Origin of the sequence: Arthrobacter sp. BB-1 (assembly GCF_006151685.1) — a bacterium.
GTDB lineage: Bacteria > Actinomycetota > Actinomycetes > Actinomycetales > Micrococcaceae > Arthrobacter.
On sequence record NZ_VDEV01000012.1, the window covers coordinates 40,627 to 60,425 of the forward strand.

Genomic DNA, 19,799 nt, shown 5'->3' on the forward strand with positions numbered 1-19,799 from the left:
TTAGTACTTCCTCACCATCGGCTCGTAGCGGGTAAAGACGACCGGCTTGGTGGCCAGGCGGATGCCGGCAATTGACTCAGCCGATCCGTCCGCCGGGGCGTGGTCATCCTTGTACGCCATGGAGTGCTTCATGAATTTTTCGTCGTTGCGGTCCGGGAAGTCCTCGCGGAAGTGTCCGCCGCGGGATTCCTCGCGGTAGAGGGCGGCCACGGTCATGACCTTGGCCAGCTCCAGGAGGAAGCCGAGCTCAACGGCCTCGAGCAGGTCAAGGTTGAAGCGCTTGCCCTTGTCCTGGACGTTGATCCGCTTGTACCGCTCCTCGAAGGAAGCGATGTCGCGGAGCACCTGGTTCAGCGTCTCCGCGGTGCGGAACACCTGCATGTTGGCGTCCATGGTGTCCTGGAGTTCCTTGCGGATCACAGCCACTTTTTCGTCGCCGGTGCCGTTGCGGGCAATATCCAGCAGTTCGGTGGTGTAGGCCAGCGGGTTCTCCGGCAGTTCCACAAAATCAGCCGTCTTGGCGTACTCAGCCGCGGCGATGCCGGCGCGCTTGCCGAACACGTTGATGTCCAGCAGCGAGTTGGTGCCCAGGCGGTTCGAGCCGTGGACAGATACGCACGCAACCTCGCCGGCTGCATACAGGCCGGGGACCACGGTGTCGTTGTCCTGCAGGACCTCGGTAGTGATGTTGGTGGGGATGCCGCCCATGGCGTAGTGCGCCGTGGGGAACACCGGAACGGGCTCTGTGTAGGGCTCAACGCCGAGGTACGTGCGGGCGAACTCGGTGATGTCCGGAAGCTTGGCGTCAATGTGCGCCGGCTCCAGGTGCGTCAGGTCCAGGAGGACATAGTCCTTGTTCGGGCCGCAGCCGCGGCCTTCGCGGACCTCGTTGGCCATGGAGCGGGCAACAATGTCGCGGGGCGCCAGGTCCTTGATGGTGGGGGCGTAGCGCTCCATGAAGCGCTCACCCTCGGAGTTGCGCAGGATGGCACCTTCGCCGCGGGCGGCCTCGGAGAGGAGGATGCCCAGGCCGGCCAGGCCGGTGGGGTGGAACTGGAAGAACTCCATGTCCTCCAGGGGGATGCCGCGGCGGAAGGCGATGCCCATGCCGTCACCGGTCAAGGTGTGCGCGTTGGAGGTGGTCTTGAAGACCTTGCCGGCGCCGCCGGAGGCGAACACCACGGACTTGGCCTGGAAGACGTGCAGCTCGCCGGAAGCGAGGTCATAGGACACGACGCCGGCAACACGCTTCTGCTTGTAGGGGGTACCGTCCGCGCGGACAGCGTCCTCCTCGACAGTCAGCAGGTCCAGGACATAGTACTCGTTGTAGAACTCGACGTTGTGCTTGACGCAGTTCTGGTACAGGGTCTGCAGGATCATGTGGCCGGTGCGGTCCGCGGCGTAGCAGGCGCGGCGGACGGGGGCCTTGCCGTGGTCGCGGGTGTGCCCGCCGAACCGGCGCTGGTCAATCCGGCCTTCGGGCGTGCGGTTGAACGGCAGGCCCATCTTTTCGAGGTCAAGCACGGCGTCGATGGCTTCCTTGGCCATGACCTCGGCGGCGTCCTGGTCAACCAGGTAGTCGCCGCCCTTAACGGTGTCAAAGGTGTGCCATTCCCAGTTGTCTTCCTCGACGTTGGCAAGGGCCGCACACATGCCACCCTGCGCCGCACCGGTGTGCGAGCGGGTGGGGTAGAGCTTGGTCAGTACTGCTGTGCGGGCGCGCTGACCGGATTCGATCGCGGCGCGCATGCCAGCGCCACCGGCACCGACGATGACGACGTCGTACTTATGGACCTGCATACCAGATGCTCTTTCTCTCAAAATTCGCTATAAAACAACGGGCCGGCGTTGCCTGCGCCGCAAAACAGGGCCCGCGGTTGTACCCGCGGGCCCGGGGTGGTGCCGGTGCTAGGCAGGGCAGAATCCGCCAGGCAGGGGCACACCGTCGACGACGGGGCAAGGGTTGAAGGTGAAGATCACCAGGGTGCCCAGGACAATGATGACGACGGTGGCCGAGTAGAGGACCGTCTTCAGCCAGCGGCGGGTCGAGTCCTTTTCGGCGTAGTCGTTGATGATGGTGCGCACGCCGTTGGTTCCGTGCAGCATGGCCAGCCACAGCATGGCGAGGTCCCAGAACTGCCAGAACGGATCGGCCCACTTGCCGGCCACAAAACCGAAGTCGATGGCGTGGATGCCCTCGCCGACCAGGAGGTTCACAAAGAGGTGCCCGAAGATCAGGACCACAAGGACCACGCCGGAGAGCCGCATGAAGAGCCACGCGATCATCTCGAAGTTTCCCTTGCTCCCGCCATGGCGGCGGTACTGCGGGGCGATCCGCCCGCTCATTTGTCCACTACGTGGATTTTCAATGGTTGCACTCATGGCTTAGTGACCTCCCAGGGCGAGGGACAGGTGGCGGATGGCGAAGGCGACCATGGTGACAAGCCAGAGGGCCAGGACTGCCCACAGCATCTGCCGCTGGTACTTGGCACCCTTCTTCCAGAAGTCAACCGCGATGATCCGCAGGCCGTTAAAGGCGTGGAAGACGATGGCGGCGACAAGGCCGGTCTCGCCCAGGGCCATGAGGGGGTTCTTGTAGGCACCGATCACGGTGGTGTAGGCCTCGGGAGACACGCGCACCAAGGAGGTGTCCAATACGTGGACCAACAAGAAGAAAAAGATCACTACACCGGTAATACGGTGTCCTACCCAAGACCACATGCCTTCACGGCCGCGGTACAAGGTGCCAGCTGGTTTTGTCGGCACTGATAAACCTCCCTGCAACACAGCGGCGCTGGCATGAGATCCACGCGGGGGGAACGCCTGCTGCGAGAGCACTCGTAGCTCAGGCCTAAATCTAGGCTTCGCTGACAGCTTATTCAATTTAGGAGTTCCTTGGTGACCAGCAGTGGCGCGGAACCCACGAAATTTTGAGACAAAGGACACACTCGCCGCGGACCGGCGCCGGGAGCCTGCCATACTGCCGCCCTCCTTGGGCCGAAACCGCCCGACGGAGGGCCCAGGGCCCGTTCCGCTAAAGTAGGCGGTGATGAGTACAGACAAAGTGACAAGCCCGGCATCACCCCTTGACCGCTTTATCGCGGTGATCCCGGCCGGCGGCGTGGGGACCCGCCTCTGGCCCCTGTCACGCGCCGCAGCTCCCAAGTTCCTTCACGACCTCACCGGCTCGGGCAGCACGCTGCTGCGTGCCACCTACGACCGGCTGCACCCGCTCGCCGGGAGCAAGGTGCTGGTAGTCACCGGGAAGGCCCACAGGGAAGCCGTGTGCCGCCAGCTTCCGGAGGTCGGGGATTCGGATCTCGTCCTCGAATCGGAGCCGAAGGATTCCGCCGCCGCAATCGGCCTTGCCGCGGCGATCCTGCACGAGCGTGACACGGACACCATCATGGGTTCCTTCGCCGCGGACCAGGTCATCAGCCCGGACAACCTGTTCCAGCAGGCAGTCCGCGAGGCAATCCACACCGCCGCCGCCGGCAAGATCGTGACCATCGGCATCAAGCCCACCCACCCGTCCACCGGGTTCGGTTACATCCGCTCCGGCCAGGCCCTCCACATTGAAGGCGCTCCGAGCGCCCAGGACGTGGTGGAGTTCGTTGAAAAGCCGGACGAGCAGGTAGCACAGCAGTACGTGGACAGCGGCAATTACGTCTGGAACGCGGGCATGTTCGTGGCACCCGTGGCCCTGCTGCTCAAGCACCTGGAAGCCAACCAGCCGGAGCTGTTCCGCGGTCTGCAGGAAATCGCACGGGCCTGGGACACCCCTGAGCGTGACGAGGTCACCGCCCGCGTCTGGCCCACCCTGCCGAAGATCGCCATCGACTACGCGGTGGCCGAGCCTGCCGCCGAAGCCGGGGACGTCGCCGTCGTACCTGGTTCCTTCCGCTGGGATGACGTCGGCGACTTCGCCTCCGTGGGCCGGCTCAACAGTGCCAAGGAGGTTGACGACGTCACGGTGCTGGGCGAAGGCGCGCGCGTCTTCACGGAAAACTCCAGCGGCGTGGTTGTGACCGACACCAAGCGGGTGATCGCCCTGATCGGGATCCAGGACGTGGTCATCGTGGACACGCCGGACGCGCTGCTGGTGACCACCATGGCCAACTCCCAGCGGGTCAAGGCCGCCGTTGACGCCCTCAAGGCCAGCGGCGATACAGACGTCCTCTGATGTAACGCGGCGACCGTGATGGCCGCTAATGCCGCCACCCTCGCTAGAGTGAAGCAGTGCGCAATTACACTACTGAAGCCGAGCCCACCGCCCTGGTGGCTCCGTGGCTCGAGCCGCTCCTGCCGGAACTGATCGACTTCCGCAGGGACCTGCACGCGCACCCGGAACTCTCCTTCAAGGAATTCCGCACCACCGACAAGCTTGCTGAGCGGCTTGAGGCTGCCGGCCTCACCCCCCGCCGCCTGGAGGGGACCGGACTCACCGTAGATGTGGGCGAAGGGCCCATCGCCACCGCCCTGCGCGGCGACATCGACGCCCTGCCCATCATCGAGGAGACCGGCCTGCCGTTCGCCTCGAAGAACCACGGCGTAACCCACGCCTGCGGCCACGACGTCCACACCACCACTATGCTGGGCATCGCCCTGGTGCTGCACCGGATGCACCAGGACGAGCCGCTGGGCGCCACTGTCCGCATCATCTTCCAGCCGGCCGAGGAAACCATGCCCGGCGGCGCCCACTCCTGCATCGAGCAGGGCGTGCTGGACGGCGTGCCGCGGATCCTCGCCCTGCACTGCGATCCCCGGATCGACGTGGGCAAAATCGGGACGCGCATCGGCGCCATCACGTCCGCCTCGGACACCATCCGGATCGAACTTTCCGGCCGCGGCGGCCACACGTCGCGCCCGCACCTGACCGAGGAACTGGTGTTCGCGCTCGCCCAGATTGCGGTGAACGTGCCCGCCGTCCTCTCCCGCCGCGTGGATGTCCGCAGCGGCGTGTCCGTGGTGTGGGGACAGATCTCCGCAGGTTCAGCACCCAATGCGATTCCCGGCACCGGCTACATGGCAGGAACCATGCGGTGCCTGGACCGCGAGGCGTGGCATGAAGCCGGAGAGCTCCTTGACGAGGTTGTCCACCAGGTGGCTGCGCCCTACGGCGTGGACGTGCGCCTGGAACACACCAGGGGAGTGCCGCCGGTGGTGAACTCCGAGCATGAGACCGCCATCATCGAGGCGGCTGCCCGCGCCGAAATCGGGGAAAGCGCCGTGGTGCTGACGCCGCAGTCCATGGGCGGGGAGGACTTCGCCTGGTTCCTGGCCGAACTTCCCGGAGCCATGATGCGCCTGGGCACCAAGACGCCCGGCGGCGAGGAATACGACCTCCACCGCGGCGACTACATCGTGGACGAGCGGGCCCTCGGCCTGGGCATCCGGGTTCTTACCGCAGCGGCGCTGCGCACCATCCGCGACCTGTAATCCGAGGGGCGGACGCCGCCGTCGTACCTCCTGCGCCCTTCGAGGGCGGCTGAGGGCACAAGTAAGTTGTGCACAACTTACTTGCGCCCTATGGTTGAACCATGACTGATGCCCCGCGGCTGGACCGCCAGGTTTGCTTCGCGCTCTATTCCGCCTCCAAGGCCGCCACCGCCGTCTACCGTCCGGTCCTTGAGGAACTGGGCCTGACCTATCCGCAGTACCTGGTAATGCTGGTGCTCTGGGAGAACGAACCGCGCGGCGTGAAGGAAATCGGCGAGGAACTCGGTTTGGACTCCGGCACCCTTTCGCCGCTGCTGAAGCGGCTGGAAGCCCTGGGGCTGGTGGAGCGCCGCCGCTCGGGCGAGGATGAACGGCGCGTAGCCATCCACCTGACCACCGCGGGCCGCAGCCTGAGCGGCCCCGCGGCAGCCATCCCGCAGCGGCTGGCGGATGCCGCCGGACTTTCCGCCGCGGAGCTCGAGCAGCTGCGCCGGACGCTCGGCAAGCTCACCGCCGCCCTCCATGCGGCCCACTGACGCATCGTCGACATTTCTCCCACCCCTACAAGGACGGATTTACCGTGAAGACTCTTTACACTGCCCAGGCCCTTGCCTCGGGCGAAGGGCGCGACGGCACCGCGCGCTCCAGCGACGGCAAGCTTGACGTCAGCCTCGCCAGCCCCGTGGAGCTCGGCGGAACGGGCCAGGGCACCAACCCGGAGCAGCTCTTCGCCGCCGGCTACGCCGCGTGCTTCCACTCGGCACTCCGGCTGGTGGGCCGCAAGGAACGCGCCGACCTGACCGATTCCGCCGTTGCCGCCAAAGTGCACCTGGGCCAGCTGGACGGCGCCGGCTTCGGGCTCGCCGCTGAACTGGAAGTGGCGCTCCCTGCCATGGACCTGGCAGCCGCCGGGGAGCTGGTGGCCAAGGCGCACGAAATCTGCCCCTACTCCAACGCCACCCGCGGCAACATCACCGTTGACATCAAGATCCTGGAGTTCGCCGTATGAGCCTTCCCGCAACAGCCCGCGAAATCCAGCTCGCCTCCCGCCCGGTGGGCCGGCCCGTGCCGGGGAACTTCCGACTGGCTGAAGCGCGGCTGCCCGAACTCCGTGACGGCGAGGTCCTGGTGCGGAACCTGTTCATGTCCGTCGACCCGTACATGCGTGGGCGCATGAATGACGTGAAGTCCTATTCAGCGCCCTTCGCCCTGGATAAAGCGCTCGACGGCGGCGCGGTGGGTGAGGTGGTCGCGTCCCGTTCCGGCGGGCTCAAGGAGGGGGACGTCGTCGTGCATTCCCTTGGGTGGCGCGACTATGCGGTGGTGGACGCGGCCGCCACGAAAACTGTCCGCACGGACCTGGCGCCGGCGTCGGCCTTCCTCGGTGCGCTGGGCATGACCGGACTCACCGCCTACGCAGGGTTGCTCAAAGTAGCCGGGTTCAGCCCGGGAGACGCGGTCTTTGTCTCCGGCGCAGCAGGAGCCGTCGGTTCGCTCGTAGGCCAGATAGCAAAGGCAATGGGAGCCTCCCGCGTCATCGGCTCGGCAGGTTCGCCGGCCAAAGTGGCTCGGCTCCTCGAGCTGGGCTTCGACGCAGCCTTCGATTACCACGACGGGCCCGTACGCGGCCAGCTCGAAAAGGCCGCCGGCCCCGGCGGCATCGACGTCTATTTCGACAACGTGGGCGGCGAGCACCTCGAGGCGGCATTGGCCGTCCTCAACGTGGGCGGGCGCGTGGCAATGTGCGGGGCCATTGCCCAGTACAACTCCACCGAACCGACGCCTGCGCCCCGCAACCTGATGCTGGCCATCGGCAAGCAGCTCACGCTCAAGGGCTTCCTGGTGGGCGGCCAGCGGCAGCATGCCGCGGAGTTCGCGGGAAAGATGGCGGGCTGGCTGGCTGACGGCACCGTCCGCTATGACGAGACGATCGTGGACGGGCTGGAGAACGCCCCGCAGGCGTTCATGGACCTCCTGGACGGGGCGAACACCGGGAAGATGCTGGTCCGCCTTTAGCCAGGTGCCGCCACAACCGGCGGCCCTGAAACACCAGTGGGGGTGCCGCTTGGGGGCGGTGCCCCTACTGGTTGGTAACAACTTGTAAACAATCTTCGGGATAGCCTGCGGCCGTGCTGATGGGACGTGGCGCAGGCCACTAAAGTGGGTGGCATCAGTGCGCTCCGGCGCAGCGCTGCGTGCCCTCAGTGAAAACAGAATTTCAGTGCAGAAACGGACACTCATTGAATTCGAGCCGTAGCGCCACTCTCTTCATCCTGGAGGAAAATTGAAGAACTCACTGCGTGCAGGTTTCAAGCGCGGTTCAGTTGCGGGACTGGCCACGATGGGCGCCACCGCGCTCGTGCTGGCCGGTTGTGGTGCGCCCCCCGAGGCGGGCAGCGGCTCGACGGCCGGGGCCAGCGACTACACCGGCTGCATCGTGTCCGACTCCGGCGGATTCGATGACCAGTCCTTCAACCAGTCCTCCTACGAGGGCCTCAAGAAGGCCGAGAAGGACCTGGGCATCAAGGTCAACCAGGTGGAGTCCAAGACCAACAACGACTTCGAACCCAACCTCCGCGCGATGGTCACCGCAGGATGCGACCTCACCGTCACTGTGGGCTTCCTGCTGGGCGACGCCACCAAGGCACAGGCCATGGCCAACCCGGACAGCCACTTCGCCATCATCGACTTCGGCTACGCGACGCCCATCAGCAACGTCAAGCCGATCATCTACGACACCGCCCAGGCAGCCTTCCTTGCCGGCTACCTCGCCGCAGGGACCACCAAGACCGGGACGGTTGCCACGTTCGGCGGCATCAAGCTCCCCACCGTCACCATCTTCATGGACGGCTACGCTGACGGCGTGAAGTACTACAACGAAAAGAAGGGCAAGGACGTCAAGCTCCTTGGCTGGAACAAGGAAGCCCAGGACGGCAGCTTCACCGGCGACTTCGAGAAGCAGGACGTCGGCAAGCAGCTGACCCAGAACTTCCTGGACCAGGGCGCGGACATCGTGATGCCCGTGGCCGGTCCGGTCGGCAAGGGCGCGGGCTCCGCACTCAAGGAAGCCAAGGCCGCCGGCAAGGACGTCAAGCTGATCTGGGTTGACTCCGACGGCTTCCTCACGGCGCCTGACTACAAGGACATCATGCTCTCCTCAGTCATGAAGCAGATGGGCGACGCCGTGGAGGCAGTCGTCAAGGAGGACAAGGAAGGCAAGTTCAGCAACACGCCGTACGTTGGCACCCTGGCCAACGAGGGCGTCCAGCTGGCGCCGTTCCACGACCTCGACTCCCAGGTCCCGGCCGAACTGAAGTCCGAGCTGGACCAGATCAAGAAGGACATCATCGACGGCAAGCTGAAGGTCGAGTCCGCGGCAAGCCCCAAGGCCTGACCCCCGCCTGAGCGCCACCCCCGGCCGGTTACCGACTGGCCGGGCGGTGGCGCTTTTTGCTGGCTGCCCCTACCGGGCCGCAGCCTGCCTTTCCCATCACTGCACCCACTAGGCTTGGTGCTGCAGCCACATGTCCCGTCCGGTCGATCACCGGACGCATCGAGATTGGTCAGAGTTTTGAAACTTGAACTCAGAGGGATTACTAAACGCTTTGGCACCCTGGTGGCCAACGACCACATCGACGTGGTGGTGGAGCCCGGACAGATCCACTGCCTGCTGGGTGAGAACGGGGCGGGGAAATCCACCCTCATGAATGTGCTGTACGGGCTTTACGAGCCGTCCGAGGGCGAGATCCTTGTTGACGGCAAACCTGTTTCCTTCCGCGGGCCGGGGGACGCCATGGCGGCGGGCATCGGGATGGTGCACCAGCACTTCATGCTGGTCCCTGTCTTCACCGTCGCCGAGAACGTGGCGCTCGGCGCCGAGCCCACCAAGGCGGCCGGCTTCCTCAACCTGGACGAAACGCGCCGCCGGATCAAGGAGATCTCGGACCAGTACGGTTTCGACGTGGACCCGGACGCCCTGGTGGAGGACCTGCCGGTGGGCGTGCAGCAGCGCGTGGAAATCATCAAGGCACTGGTCCGCAACGCCAAGGTCCTCATCCTGGACGAACCCACCGCCGTCCTGACACCGCAGGAAACGGACGAGCTGCTGGACATCATGCGCCAGCTCAAGTCCGGCGGAACGTCCATCGTCTTCATTTCCCACAAGCTGCGGGAAGTGAAGGCAGTCTCTGACACCATCACGGTGATCCGCCGCGGCAAAGTGGTCGGCACCGCTGACCCTGCGGCGTCCCCTACCGAACTGGCCTCCATGATGGTGGGCCGTGCAGTCAACCTCAAACTGGATAAGGCGCCGGCCCAGCCGAAGGAGAAGACTTTCGAGGTCCGGGACCTCACCGTCATCGCCCCCAACGGCCAGTACGTAGTGGACGGCCTGAGTTTTGAGATAGCCCGGGGCGAGATCCTGGCAATTGCCGGCGTCCAGGGGAATGGCCAGACCGAGCTGACGGAGGCGATCCTGGGCCTGCAGGACCGGGTGCACGGTTCCATCCTGCTGGATGGGCAGGAGCTCGTGGGCCGCAGCGTCAAGGAGGTGCTGAACGCAGGCGTGGGCTTCGTGCCCGAGGACCGCTCCGTTGACGGCCTTATCGGCACTTTTTCGATTGCCGAGAACCTGATTTTGGACCGGTACGATCAAGCCCCCTTTGCCAAAGGCATCAGCATGAGCCCGGCCAAGGTGCTGGAAAACGCCAATACCCGGATCGAGGAATTCGATGTCCGGACCCCTTCAGGAGCCCTTGCTGCCGGAACGCTTTCCGGCGGCAACCAGCAGAAGGTGGTGATGGCCCGCGAACTGTCCCGTCCGCTGCGCCTGTTTATCGCTTCCCAGCCCACCCGTGGCGTGGACGTGGGATCCATCGAATTCCTGCACAAGCGGATCGTGGCTGAACGCGACCACGGAACGCCCGTCATGATCGTCTCCACGGAGCTTGACGAGGTGATGGAACTGGCCGACAGGATTGCCGTGCTCTACAAGGGCAAACTGGTGGGCGTGGTTCCGGCCGGAACCAGCCGAGACGTCCTGGGCCTCATGATGGCCGGCATCCCGCCGGAGGAACATCCCGCGCCAACAGGCAGTGAACACAGTTCCGCCGCCACCACGGCTTCCGCATCCGACGCCGAAGGAGGCGACCATGTCTGACACGCATTCCCCCAAACACGCCGCCGGCGAGCCCGGCCCCGAAGCGCAGGAGCCCGCCGCGACGGATGACCGGACGGCCGCCGTCGTATCCGTTGATACCGCCGGCGGTGCCATGGGACCTTCCGCTGTTCCCGCCACCGCGCAAAGCGGGAAGATCCCCGGCGGTCCCGATACTGTGCTCCGGAAAATCTTCACCGGCAGCGGCATGGTCTCCGTCCTGGCGGTCCTGCTGGCCCTCATTATCGGCGGGCTGCTCATCGCCAGCACGGACAAGCAGGTGGCCACCACCTCCACATACCTCTTCGCGCGGCCCACCGACTTCCTCTCCGCCGTCTGGAACGCGGCCACGCGGTCCTACGTCGCCTTGTTCCAGGGCTCGGTCTTCAACCCCCGCGGCAACAGCCTTGCGGCCCAATTCGCGCCGTTCATGGAGACCCTCACCATCGCCACCCCGCTCATCACGGCGGGCCTGGGCGTGGCACTGGCCTTCCGCGCCGGGCTGTTCAACATCGGCGCCCAGGGCCAGATCATCGTGGCAGGCATCCTGGCCGCCTGGATTGGTTTCGCGCTCGACCTGCCGATGGGCCTGCACCTGCTCCTGGTCCTGGTGGCCGGGATCATCGGCGCGGCCTTCTGGGGCGGGCTGGTCGGGCTCCTCAAAGCCCGCACCGGGGCCCACGAGGTCATCCTGACCATCATGTTCAACTACATCGCGCTGTACTTCCTGCGGTACCTGCTGAACACACCGGCGTTCCAGCGGCCGGGGGAGTCGAACCCCATCTCGCCCATCCTGGACCCCACAGCGGTCTACCCGCAGATCTTCGGCACCCAGTACCGGCTCCACCTCGGCTTCCTCCTGGCCATCGCCGCCACCGTCCTGGTCTGGTGGCTCCTGAACCGCTCCACCGTCGGCTTCGAGTTCCGCGCAGTTGGGGCAAACCCCAAGGCGGCGCAGACGGCGGGCATCAACGTGTCCCGCTCCACCATCCTGGTGATGGCCCTCGCCGGCGGGCTGGCGGGCATGTCCGGCGTCGCGCAGGTGGCGGGCACCGAGAAGGTCCTCACCGACGGCGTTGCCGCCACCTATGGCTTTGATGCCATCACAGTGGCCCTGCTGGGGCGTTCGACGCCGTGGGGCACCTTCGCTGCCGGCCTGCTGTTCGGCGCCTTCCGCGCGGGGGCAGTCCAGATGCAGATCCAGACCGGCACGCCCATCGACATCGTCCTGGTGGTCCAGTCCCTGATCGTGCTCTTTATCGCAGCACCGCCCCTCGTCAGGGCCGTGTTCGGCCTCAATCCGCGGCGCAGGAAGCCGGCCAAGGCCGCCAAGTCCCACAAGGCAGCAACCACCGGAGGTGCAGCATGAGCACAACAGTTTCCTCGCCCCGCTCCGGAAAGCCGCAGCCGAAGGACGCCTCAACGAAGGCAGGTTCCGCCGTCTCCACCAAGCCCGTCACCTGGCGGACGCCGGCGATGCTCGCGGCCTTCGGCCTGATCGCCCTGGTGTTCTTTGGCCTCATGGCCCCCAACCAGACCGCCAGTTTTGGCATCTCCACGGGGGAGGACTTCTTCCAGCTGCCAGCCCTCGCGGTCAACGCGGCCGCCGGAGGCATCGTGCTGTCCATCCTCCTGCTGGGGCTCGCCGCCTATGCGGTGTACCTCAAGACCAAGGGCATGCCGGCCCCGGGCTGGCTGACGGTGACGTTCATCGTCCTGTTCGTGGCCGCGTTCCTCATTTGGGTGGTGGGCGGCGCCCGCACCCCGAACATCTCCCTGGCGGGCCTCATCGCCGGCTCGGTGACCCTCGCCGTTCCGCTCGTGTTCGGATCACTGTCCGGTGTCCTCTGCGAACGGGTGGGTGTGGTCAATATCGCCATCGAGGGCCAGCTGCTGGGCGGCGCCTTCACCGCCGCCATTGTGGCCAGCATGACCCAGAACCCGTTCATCGGCCTGCTGGCAGCCGCTGTGGCCGGCGCGGTGGTATCCATGGTGCTGGCACTGTTCAGCATCAAGTACCTGGTGAACCAGATCATCGTGGGCGTTGTCCTGAATGTGCTGGTTTCGGGCGTGACCGGGTTCCTCTTCAGCACGGTCATGCAGGCGAACAAGGCGCAGTTCAACTCGCCGCCGGGGCTGGACATCATCGAAATTCCCGTCCTGTCCAGCATCCCCGTCATCGGCCCCATCCTCTTCCGGCAGTCCCTGGTGGGCTACCTCATGTACATCGCCGTCCTGGTGGTGTGGGTGGGCCTGTTCAAGACGCGCTGGGGCCTCCGGGTGCGGGCCGTCGGCGAACACCCGCAGGCCGCCGACACCCTGGGCATCAACGTGAATGCCACCAGGTTCTGGAACGTCACCCTTGGCGGGGCGGTTGCCGGCATCGGCGGTTCGTTCTTCACCCTGGTGGCCATCGACAGCTTTACCAAAGAGATCTCCGGCGGCCGCGGCTTCATAGCCCTGGCGGCCCTGATCTTCGGCCGGTGGAACCCGATCGGAGCCTTCTTCGCAGCCCTCCTCTTCGGGTTCGCGGACAACCTCCAGAGCATCGTCACGATCATCGGCACACCCGTTCCAAGCCAGTTCATGGCCATGCTCCCGTACCTGGTGACAGTCCTTGCCGTGGCCGGGCTGGTGGGCAGATCCCGGGGGCCGGCGGCCAGCGGCATCCCCTATGTCAAGGGCTGACGGCGTGGACAGCACTACGAGCGCAGGCACGGCACAGGCGATCGACTGGGCCGTGCTGGAAGCCGCCGCCGTCGCCGCCATGCGCCACGCCTACGTTCCCTACTCGAAGTTCCCGGTGGGCGCGGCGGCACTGACCCAGGATGGCCGCGTCGTGAGCGGCTGCAATGTTGAGAATGCCAGCTACGGCCTCACCCTCTGCGCCGAGTGCGCACTGGTGGGCAACCTGCACATGACCGGCGGCGGGCTGCTGCGCGCCTTTTACTGCGTGGATGGAAGCGGCAATGTCCTCATGCCCTGCGGCCGCTGCCGCCAGTTGCTGTACGAGTTCCGCGGCCCGGGCATGGAGCTCATGACCACCCAAGGCATCAAGTCCATGGACCAGGTGTTGCCCGACGCCTTCGGTCCCGAACACCTGAAGGAAGCACAGTGACTCACAAGGTGACAGAGACCCGCGCAGTGGACAACATTGCCGAACCGTTCGACGCCGTCGACATCATCCGCATCAAACGGGACAAGGGCACCCTCAGCCCGGAGCAGATCGACTGGACCATCGACGCCTACACCCGCGGCGCCATCGCGGACGAGCAAATGGCGGCCCTGAACATGGCCATCCTGCTCAACGGCATGGACCGCACCGAGATCGCCCGGTGGACGGCCGCCATGATCGCCTCCGGTGAACGGATGGACTTCTCCAGCCTCCGCAGACCCGACGGCGGCCTGAAGTACACGTCGGACAAGCACTCCACCGGCGGGGTGGGGGACAAGATCACCCTGCCGCTCGCGCCTTTGGTTGCGGTCTTCGGGGTTGCCGTTCCGCAGCTCTCCGGCCGGGGCCTTGGCCACACCGGCGGCACCCTGGACAAGCTCGAATCCATCCCGGGCTGGCGCGCGAACCTTTCCAATGACGAGATCCTGGCCCAGCTCCAGGACGTCGGTGCCGTCATCTGCGCGGCGGGCGCGGGGCTGGCCCCGGCGGACAGGAAGCTTTACGCGCTGCGGGACGTCACCGGCACGGTTGAAGCCATTCCCTTGATTGCCTCCTCCATCATGAGCAAGAAGATTGCGGAGGGGACCGGGTCACTGGTCCTGGACGTCAAGGTGGGCAGTGGCGCGTTCATGAAGGATGAGGCCAGGGCCCGCGAGCTTGCCGAGACCATGGTGGCGCTCGGCAAGGACGCGGGAGTGAACACCGTGGCACTGCTGACCAACATGGACACCCCGCTGGGTCTGACCGCGGGCAACGCCATCGAGGTCGAAGAATCCGTGGAGGTGCTGGCCGGCGGCGGCCCGGAGGACGTGGTGGAGCTGACTGTCAGGCTCGCCGAGGAAATGCTCGCCTCCGCAGGAGTGTCCGGCGCCGATCCGGCCGCCGCCCTCAAGGACGGCCGCGCCATGGACGTCTGGAACCGCATGATCGAGGCCCAGGGCGGCGACCCGCGGGCCAAGCTCCCGGTGGCCCGTGAGTCCGAGGTTGTCTACGCCCCCGCGGACGGGGTGCTCGTGGAACTGGATGCCCTGGCCGTGGGTGTGGCAGCCTGGCGCCTGGGAGCCGGACGTGCCCGCAAGGAGGACGCCGTGCAGGCGGGCGCCGGCGTCCGCATGCATGCCAAGCCCGGCGCCGTGGTCCGGGCCGGTGAGCCCCTGATGACCCTGCTCACTGACACGCCCGAACGGTTCGCGCGGGCCAGGGAGGCGCTGGAGCATGCGGTGGTCATTGCGCCCGAGGGATCCCGGCCCGCGCAGCGGCTGGTCATCGACCGAATAGCATAGTGATCCATGCAGGCCATCAATGACTTCATCCTCGCCGCAGCCGGGCAGCCCTGGGTGTTGGTCCTGGTGCTGGCCTGCTGCGTCATTGACGGCTTCTTTCCGCCCATCCCCAGCGAATCGGTGGTGGTGGGCCTCGCAGCTGTTGCCGCCACCGCCGACGTTCCCAACCCCTGGGTCCTGATGCTGGTGGCGGCGCTGGGGGCCTTTTCGGGGGACAACATCGCCTACCTGATCGGCCGCAAGGTTGGCACCAGGAGATGGGGATGGATGCGGAACTCCCGGATGCAGAGCGCCTTCCGGTGGGCCGGCCGGGAACTGCGGAAGCGCCCGGCCTCGCTCATCCTCGTGGCCCGGTTCGTTCCGATCGGCAGGGTGGCAGTGAACCTCACAGCGGGCTTCACGCATTATCCCCACCTGCGTTTCATCGGCCTCACCGTTCTTTCGGCGACTCTCTGGGCCGGGTACTCCGTGGGGATCGGGCTGTTTTTCGGGCAGTGGTTCGAGGACAACCACCTCTTGGGCGCAGCCATCGCCATTGTTTGCGCCGTTGCCCTGGGGATCGTGGTGGACATGGTCATCAACCGCCTGCGCCGGAGGCCTCCGATGGTGGAGCGGATGAAGGAACCGGAAGCGTAGCTGAAGCGTTGTTCCGTAAAGGCCAGGGCGTAGCGAATCGCGCCTTGGCCGTGGGACACTAAGTAACGATTTCCGCCTTTGGCTGCGTCACCTACGGCTACGCCATTTTGCATAGGAGCAAGACCCGCGTGGAGTTTATTAATGAGGCCGTGCTCCATGCAGCTGGTCAGTGGTGGATTTACCCCATACTGCTCGTGTTCTTTTTCGTTGACGGCTTCGCGATGGTGGTCCCCAGCGAGACCCTGATCGTGGCGCTGGCGGCCTTTTCCCGGCACAGCGGTGAACCCAATCTTTGGATCCTTGGCCTGACGGCCCTGGTGGGGGCCATCGCCGGGGACAACATGGCGTTTATGCTCGGCCGGCGGATCGGCCTTGACCGGTGGAAGTGGATGCGCCGCCCCAAGGTCCAGAAGGCCTTCGGCTGGGCCCGCTACGAGCTGGAAAAACGCGGCGCCGTGCTGATTTTTACTGCCCGCTACATCCCGTGGGGCCGGGTGGCCGTCAACTACGTTGCCGGGAGTACGGGCTTCGCCCACCGCCGTTTCTTCCTGCTGGACGCCTTCGCCTGCATCACCTGGGTGGGCTACTCGATCGGCATCGGCCTGCTGGCCAGTTCCTTCCCCTGGCTCCACCACAACCCGCTGCTCAGCGCGGGCATAGCAGTGGTGTTCGCCATCGTGCTCGGAATCGTCATCGACCATGTCCTGCGCTGGTGGCACAAGCACCTGGCCCGGAACGACGCCGAAGAGGTTGATGAGTGGCTTGACGGCGGTCCTTCCGGCGCCCGGGAACCGGCCAACGGCAGCTCCGCCATCCTCGCTCCCGCGGCCCGGGACGGCAAACCTGCCGCGAATTAGCGGCTGGCTTTGAACTCCTGCCCACCCTAAGGTGGGAACGTGACTGAGCCCATTGTTGACGCTGCCCCTGCCATCGATTTCGACCTGAAGAACCTGCCCAAGGTCTCCCTCCACGACCACCTGGACGGAGGACTGCGTCCGGCCACCATCATCGAGCTGGCCGAAGCCGTTGGCCACACGCTTCCTTCCACCGATCCCGTGGCGCTGGGCGAATGGTTCCGGGAGTCCGCAAACTCCGGTTCGCTGGTCCGCTACCTCGAAACGTTTGACCACACGGTGGCCGTCATGCAGACCCACGAAGGCCTGTACCGGGTGGCCAAGGAGTTCGTAGAGGACCTCGCCGACGACGGCGTGGTGTACGGAGAAGTGCGGTGGGCCCCTGAGCAGCACCTCCAGAAGGGCCTCACGCTGGACCAGGCCGTGGAGGCGGTGCAGGAAGGGCTTGAAGCAGGCGTCGAAGCCGTAGGGGAGAGCGGACGCGAGATCCAGGTGGGCCAGCTCATCACCGCAATGCGCCACGCAGACCGCGGCCAGGAAATCGCCGAGCTCGCCGTCCGCCACCGCAACAAGGGCGCCGTCGGCTTCGACATCGCCGGAGCCGAGGACGGCTTCCTGCCCTCCCGCTTCCGGGACGCCTTCACCTACCTGGCGCAGCAGAACTTCCCGGCCACCGTGCACGCCGGCGAGGCAGCAGGGCTGGAAAGCATCCAGTCCGCCCTGGTGGACGGCCGCGCCCTGCGGCTCGGCCACGGCGTCCGGCTTGCCGAGGACATCATGGTGGAGTTCGACGACGACGCAGAGGACACGATCGGCCTGGTCACCCTGGGCGACCTCTCCAGCTGGATCCGCGACCGCGGCATCGCCCTGGAAATCTGCCCCTCCTCCAACCTCCAGACGGGTGCGATCGCCGGATTCGGCGAGGGCATCGAAAGCCACCCCCTGGACATGCTCTACCAGCTGGGCTTCAACGTCACCATCAACACCGACAACCGGCTGATGAGCGGCGTCACCCTGACGGACGAGTTTGAACTGCTGGTGGAAACCTTCGACTACGACCTCGATGACCTGCTGGAGCTGACCCTCAACGCAGCCGAAGCTGCCTTCCTGCCGCTCGAGGAGAAGGAAGCGCTGGTGGAGTACATCAACGACACCTACGCGAACCTTGGCTGAAACACCCGCGGAGAGACTGGTGACGGTCATAGCGCAACTCCGCGAGCACTGCCCCTGGATGGGTGCCCTGACCCATGCTTCCCTGGTGGAATACCTGCTGGAAGAAGCGTTCGAGGTGGCAGAGACCATCGAGGCCGGCGTGCCCGGGGAGAAGGACTCCGATGCCGAGCTCCAGGGCGAGCTGGGCGACGTCCTGCTCCAGGTGGTGCTGCACGCCCGGCTCGCCGAGGAACGCGGCGCCTTCACGTTCGACGACGTCGCACGCGGCCTGGGTGCCAAGATGGTCCGGCGCAACCCGCACGTGTTCCGCCCTGACGGCTCGCTGCAGGACACCTTTCCCGCCACGGTGCGGGAGATCGTGCAGAAGTGGGATGCCGTGAAGCGGGCGGAGCGTCCGGAGCGGCGGGATCCGTTCGAGGGCATTCCCCAGGCGCTCCCCGCGCTGGCCCGGGCGCAAAAGTCGATCGACCGCGCGGCCAGGGCCGGGGCAGCCTTGCCGCCCACCGCTCCCATTCCGGAAACGGAAGAAGAACTCGGCGAGATGCTGCTCGCCGTCGTAAATTCCGCCCACGCAGGCGGATTCGATGCCGAGCGCGCCCTCCGGGGCGCGGTCCGGCGTTACCAGCAGCGCGTGGCCCCGGCGCAACCACCAGGGGTAGCCGCACCATCATGACGTCCGGGGGCTGGATAGTTTTCCGTAACCCGCACCACTCTCGACTACGCTGGTCTGTGACGAGTACGTCGAGTCTTTCTGCAAGATCCCCCCGTTAATCGCCCATAAGGAGCAAATTCATGGCGCTTATCGATGCCATCCACGCCCGCGAAATCCTCGATTCCCGCGGCAACCCGACCGTAGAAGTTGAGGTCCTGCTCTCCGACGGCCAGATCGGCCGCGCCGCAGTCCCCTCCGGTGCTTCCACCGGCGAGCACGAGGCTGTTGAACTGCGCGACGGCGACAAGGGCCGTTACCTCGGCAAGGGCGTCCAGAAGGCTGTTGACGCGATCATCGACCAGATCGCTCCGGCCCTGACCGGCTTCGACGCCACCGACCAGCGCAGCATCGACCAGGCCATGCTGGACCTGGACGGCACCCCGAACAAGGGCAAGCTGGGCGCCAACGCCATCCTGGGTGTTTCCCTGGCCGTCGCCAACGCAGCCGCCGCCTCCGCGGACCTGCCCCTCTACAAGTACCTCGGCGGACCGAACGCGCACGTCCTGCCCGTGCCGCTCATGAACATCCTCAACGGCGGCTCCCACGCGGATTCCGACGTCGACATCCAGGAATTCATGGTTGTCCCGCTGGGTGCCGAGACCTTCTCCGAGGGCCTGCGCTGGGGCGTTGAGGTCTACCATGCCCTCAAGTCCGTCCTGAAGGAAAAGGGCCTCGCCACCGGCTTGGGCGACGAAGGCGGCTTCGCGCCGAACCTGCCGTCCAACCGCGCGGCCCTGGACCTGATCCAGGAAGCCATCAAGAACGCCGGCTACACCCCGGGCAAGGACATTGCACTGGCCCTAGACGTTGCCTCCTCCGAGTTCTTCACCGACGGCGCCTACCAGTTCGAGGGCAAGGCCCTGACGTCCGCCGAGATGAGTGCCTACTACGCCGAGCTCGTGGCGGACTACCCGCTGGTCTCCATCGAGGACCCGCTGGACGAGAACGACTGGGACGGCTGGAAGACCCTGACCGATTCCATCGGCGACAAGGTCCAGCTGGTGGGCGACGACCTCTTCGTCACCAACCCCTCCATCCTGCAGCGCGGCATCGACACCAAGACCGCCAACTCGCTGCTGGTGAAGGTCAACCAGATCGGCTCCCTGACCGAAACGCTGGACGCCGTCAGCCTGGCCCAGCGCGCCGGCTACACCACCATCACCTCGCACCGCTCCGGCGAAACCGAGGACACCACCATCGCCGACATCTCGGTGGCCACCAACGCCGGCCAGATCAAGACCGGCGCCCCGGCCCGCTCCGAGCGCGTGGCCAAGTACAACCAGCTGCTGCGCATCGAAGAGGAACTCGACGACGCCGCCCGCTACGCCGGCCGCAGCGCCTTCCCGCGTTTCAAGGGCTAGTAGCCGCGTAA

Annotated in this window: 19 protein-coding genes; 16 read left to right on the top strand and 3 right to left on the bottom strand. The window is 65.9% G+C overall.

Going from position 1 to position 19,799, the window contains the following annotated elements; translation table 11 throughout:
• From sdhA to sdhC, 3 genes are all read right to left on the bottom strand, one after another.
• Positions 1 to 1,800 carry a succinate dehydrogenase flavoprotein subunit gene (gene sdhA / locus FHJ30_RS06425; protein ID WP_139028477.1) on the bottom strand — a complete coding sequence of 600 codons (1,800 nt, stop codon included), beginning with the start codon at positions 1,798 to 1,800 and terminating at the stop codon, positions 1 to 3.
• A gap of 108 nt (positions 1,801 to 1,908) precedes the next feature.
• Positions 1,909 to 2,382, bottom strand: a complete 474-nt coding sequence (locus tag FHJ30_RS06430) for a succinate dehydrogenase hydrophobic membrane anchor subunit (RefSeq protein WP_139028478.1) — start codon at positions 2,380 to 2,382, stop codon at positions 1,909 to 1,911.
• A 3-nt stretch (positions 2,383 to 2,385) separates the two neighbouring features.
• Positions 2,386 to 2,766 (bottom strand): succinate dehydrogenase, cytochrome b556 subunit, encoded by a 381-nt coding sequence (sdhC, locus tag FHJ30_RS06435; RefSeq protein WP_139028479.1) that lies wholly within the window; start codon positions 2,764 to 2,766, stop codon positions 2,386 to 2,388.
• Between the two features lie 283 nt (positions 2,767 to 3,049).
• Between sdhC and FHJ30_RS06440 the strand changes: the two genes are divergently transcribed.
• From FHJ30_RS06440 to eno, 16 genes are all read left to right on the top strand, one after another.
• Positions 3,050 to 4,183 carry a mannose-1-phosphate guanylyltransferase gene (locus tag FHJ30_RS06440; protein ID WP_139028480.1) on the top strand — a complete coding sequence of 378 codons (1,134 nt, stop codon included), beginning with the start codon at positions 3,050 to 3,052 and terminating at the stop codon, positions 4,181 to 4,183.
• A 56-nt stretch (positions 4,184 to 4,239) separates the two neighbouring features.
• Positions 4,240 to 5,439 carry an amidohydrolase gene (locus FHJ30_RS06445; protein ID WP_139028481.1) on the top strand — a complete coding sequence of 400 codons (1,200 nt, stop codon included), beginning with the start codon at positions 4,240 to 4,242 and terminating at the stop codon, positions 5,437 to 5,439.
• Between the two features lie 101 nt (positions 5,440 to 5,540).
• A complete protein-coding gene (locus FHJ30_RS06450) occupies positions 5,541 to 5,975 on the top strand; it encodes a MarR family winged helix-turn-helix transcriptional regulator (RefSeq protein WP_139028482.1) in 435 nt (144 codons plus the stop codon).
• A gap of 44 nt (positions 5,976 to 6,019) precedes the next feature.
• A complete protein-coding gene (locus FHJ30_RS06455) occupies positions 6,020 to 6,448 on the top strand; it encodes an organic hydroperoxide resistance protein (RefSeq protein ID WP_139028483.1) in 429 nt (142 codons plus the stop codon).
• Positions 6,445 to 7,455 carry an NADP-dependent oxidoreductase gene (locus FHJ30_RS06460; RefSeq protein ID WP_139028484.1) on the top strand — a complete coding sequence of 337 codons (1,011 nt, stop codon included), beginning with the start codon at positions 6,445 to 6,447 and terminating at the stop codon, positions 7,453 to 7,455. The genes FHJ30_RS06455 and FHJ30_RS06460 overlap by 4 nt, the downstream gene beginning before the upstream one ends.
• Positions 7,456 to 7,723: 268 nt before the next feature.
• Positions 7,724 to 8,833, top strand: coding sequence for a BMP family protein (locus FHJ30_RS06465; protein ID WP_240793621.1), 1,110 nt, complete (start codon positions 7,724 to 7,726; stop codon positions 8,831 to 8,833).
• Between the two features lie 177 nt (positions 8,834 to 9,010).
• Positions 9,011 to 10,597: an ABC transporter ATP-binding protein gene (locus FHJ30_RS06470; RefSeq protein WP_139028485.1), complete on the top strand. Its 1,587-nt coding sequence runs from the start codon at positions 9,011 to 9,013 to the stop codon at positions 10,595 to 10,597.
• Positions 10,590 to 11,963, top strand: a complete 1,374-nt coding sequence (locus FHJ30_RS06475) for an ABC transporter permease (RefSeq protein WP_139028486.1) — start codon at positions 10,590 to 10,592, stop codon at positions 11,961 to 11,963. Before FHJ30_RS06470 ends, FHJ30_RS06475 begins: the two co-directional genes overlap by 8 nt.
• Entirely contained in the window at positions 11,960 to 13,282 is a 1,323-nt protein-coding gene (locus tag FHJ30_RS06480) for an ABC transporter permease (protein WP_139028487.1), read from the top strand. Before FHJ30_RS06475 ends, FHJ30_RS06480 begins: the two co-directional genes overlap by 4 nt.
• A complete protein-coding gene (locus FHJ30_RS06485) occupies positions 13,269 to 13,712 on the top strand; it encodes a cytidine deaminase (RefSeq protein ID WP_139028488.1) in 444 nt (147 codons plus the stop codon). The genes FHJ30_RS06480 and FHJ30_RS06485 overlap by 14 nt, the downstream gene beginning before the upstream one ends.
• On the top strand, positions 13,709 to 15,052 hold the full coding sequence (locus FHJ30_RS06490; RefSeq protein WP_228405556.1) for a thymidine phosphorylase: 1,344 nt from the start codon (positions 13,709 to 13,711) through the stop codon (positions 15,050 to 15,052). The genes FHJ30_RS06485 and FHJ30_RS06490 overlap by 4 nt, the downstream gene beginning before the upstream one ends.
• 6 nt (positions 15,053 to 15,058) lie before the next feature.
• Complete coding sequence (locus FHJ30_RS06495; protein ID WP_139028489.1) at positions 15,059 to 15,688, top strand: DedA family protein; 630 nt, start codon at positions 15,059 to 15,061, stop codon at positions 15,686 to 15,688.
• A gap of 128 nt (positions 15,689 to 15,816) precedes the next feature.
• Positions 15,817 to 16,545 (top strand): DedA family protein, encoded by a 729-nt coding sequence (locus FHJ30_RS06500; protein ID WP_139028490.1) that lies wholly within the window; start codon positions 15,817 to 15,819, stop codon positions 16,543 to 16,545.
• Between the two features lie 39 nt (positions 16,546 to 16,584).
• Positions 16,585 to 17,715 (top strand): adenosine deaminase, encoded by a 1,131-nt coding sequence (locus FHJ30_RS06505; RefSeq protein ID WP_139028491.1) that lies wholly within the window; start codon positions 16,585 to 16,587, stop codon positions 17,713 to 17,715.
• 58 nt (positions 17,716 to 17,773) lie between these two features.
• Positions 17,774 to 18,388, top strand: coding sequence for a MazG nucleotide pyrophosphohydrolase domain-containing protein (locus FHJ30_RS06510; protein ID WP_139028780.1), 615 nt, complete (start codon positions 17,774 to 17,776; stop codon positions 18,386 to 18,388).
• A gap of 119 nt (positions 18,389 to 18,507) precedes the next feature.
• On the top strand, positions 18,508 to 19,788 hold the full coding sequence (gene eno, locus FHJ30_RS06515) for a phosphopyruvate hydratase (RefSeq protein WP_139028492.1): 1,281 nt from the start codon (positions 18,508 to 18,510) through the stop codon (positions 19,786 to 19,788).
• Positions 19,789 to 19,799: the final 11 nt, after the last annotated feature.

Bases quoted from the DNA above. Each gene is read 5' to 3' on its own strand.
- sdhA (WP_139028477.1), bottom strand. From the start codon at position 1,800: ATGCAGGTCCATAAGTACGACGTCGTCATCGTCGGTGCCGGTGGCGCT.
- FHJ30_RS06430 (WP_139028478.1), bottom strand. From the start codon at position 2,382: ATGAGTGCAACCATTGAAAATCCACGTAGTGGACAAATGAGCGGGCGG.
- FHJ30_RS06440 (WP_139028480.1), top strand. From the start codon at position 3,050: ATGAGTACAGACAAAGTGACAAGCCCGGCATCACCCCTTGACCGCTTT.
- FHJ30_RS06450 (WP_139028482.1), top strand. From the start codon at position 5,541: ATGACTGATGCCCCGCGGCTGGACCGCCAGGTTTGCTTCGCGCTCTAT.
- FHJ30_RS06460 (WP_139028484.1), top strand. From the start codon at position 6,445: ATGAGCCTTCCCGCAACAGCCCGCGAAATCCAGCTCGCCTCCCGCCCG.
- FHJ30_RS06475 (WP_139028486.1), top strand. From the start codon at position 10,590: ATGTCTGACACGCATTCCCCCAAACACGCCGCCGGCGAGCCCGGCCCC.
- FHJ30_RS06480 (WP_139028487.1), top strand. From the start codon at position 11,960: ATGAGCACAACAGTTTCCTCGCCCCGCTCCGGAAAGCCGCAGCCGAAG.
- FHJ30_RS06485 (WP_139028488.1), top strand. From the start codon at position 13,269: ATGTCAAGGGCTGACGGCGTGGACAGCACTACGAGCGCAGGCACGGCA.
- FHJ30_RS06495 (WP_139028489.1), top strand. From the start codon at position 15,059: ATGCAGGCCATCAATGACTTCATCCTCGCCGCAGCCGGGCAGCCCTGG.
- FHJ30_RS06510 (WP_139028780.1), top strand. From the start codon at position 17,774: ATGGGTGCCCTGACCCATGCTTCCCTGGTGGAATACCTGCTGGAAGAA.
- eno (WP_139028492.1), top strand. From the start codon at position 18,508: ATGGCGCTTATCGATGCCATCCACGCCCGCGAAATCCTCGATTCCCGC.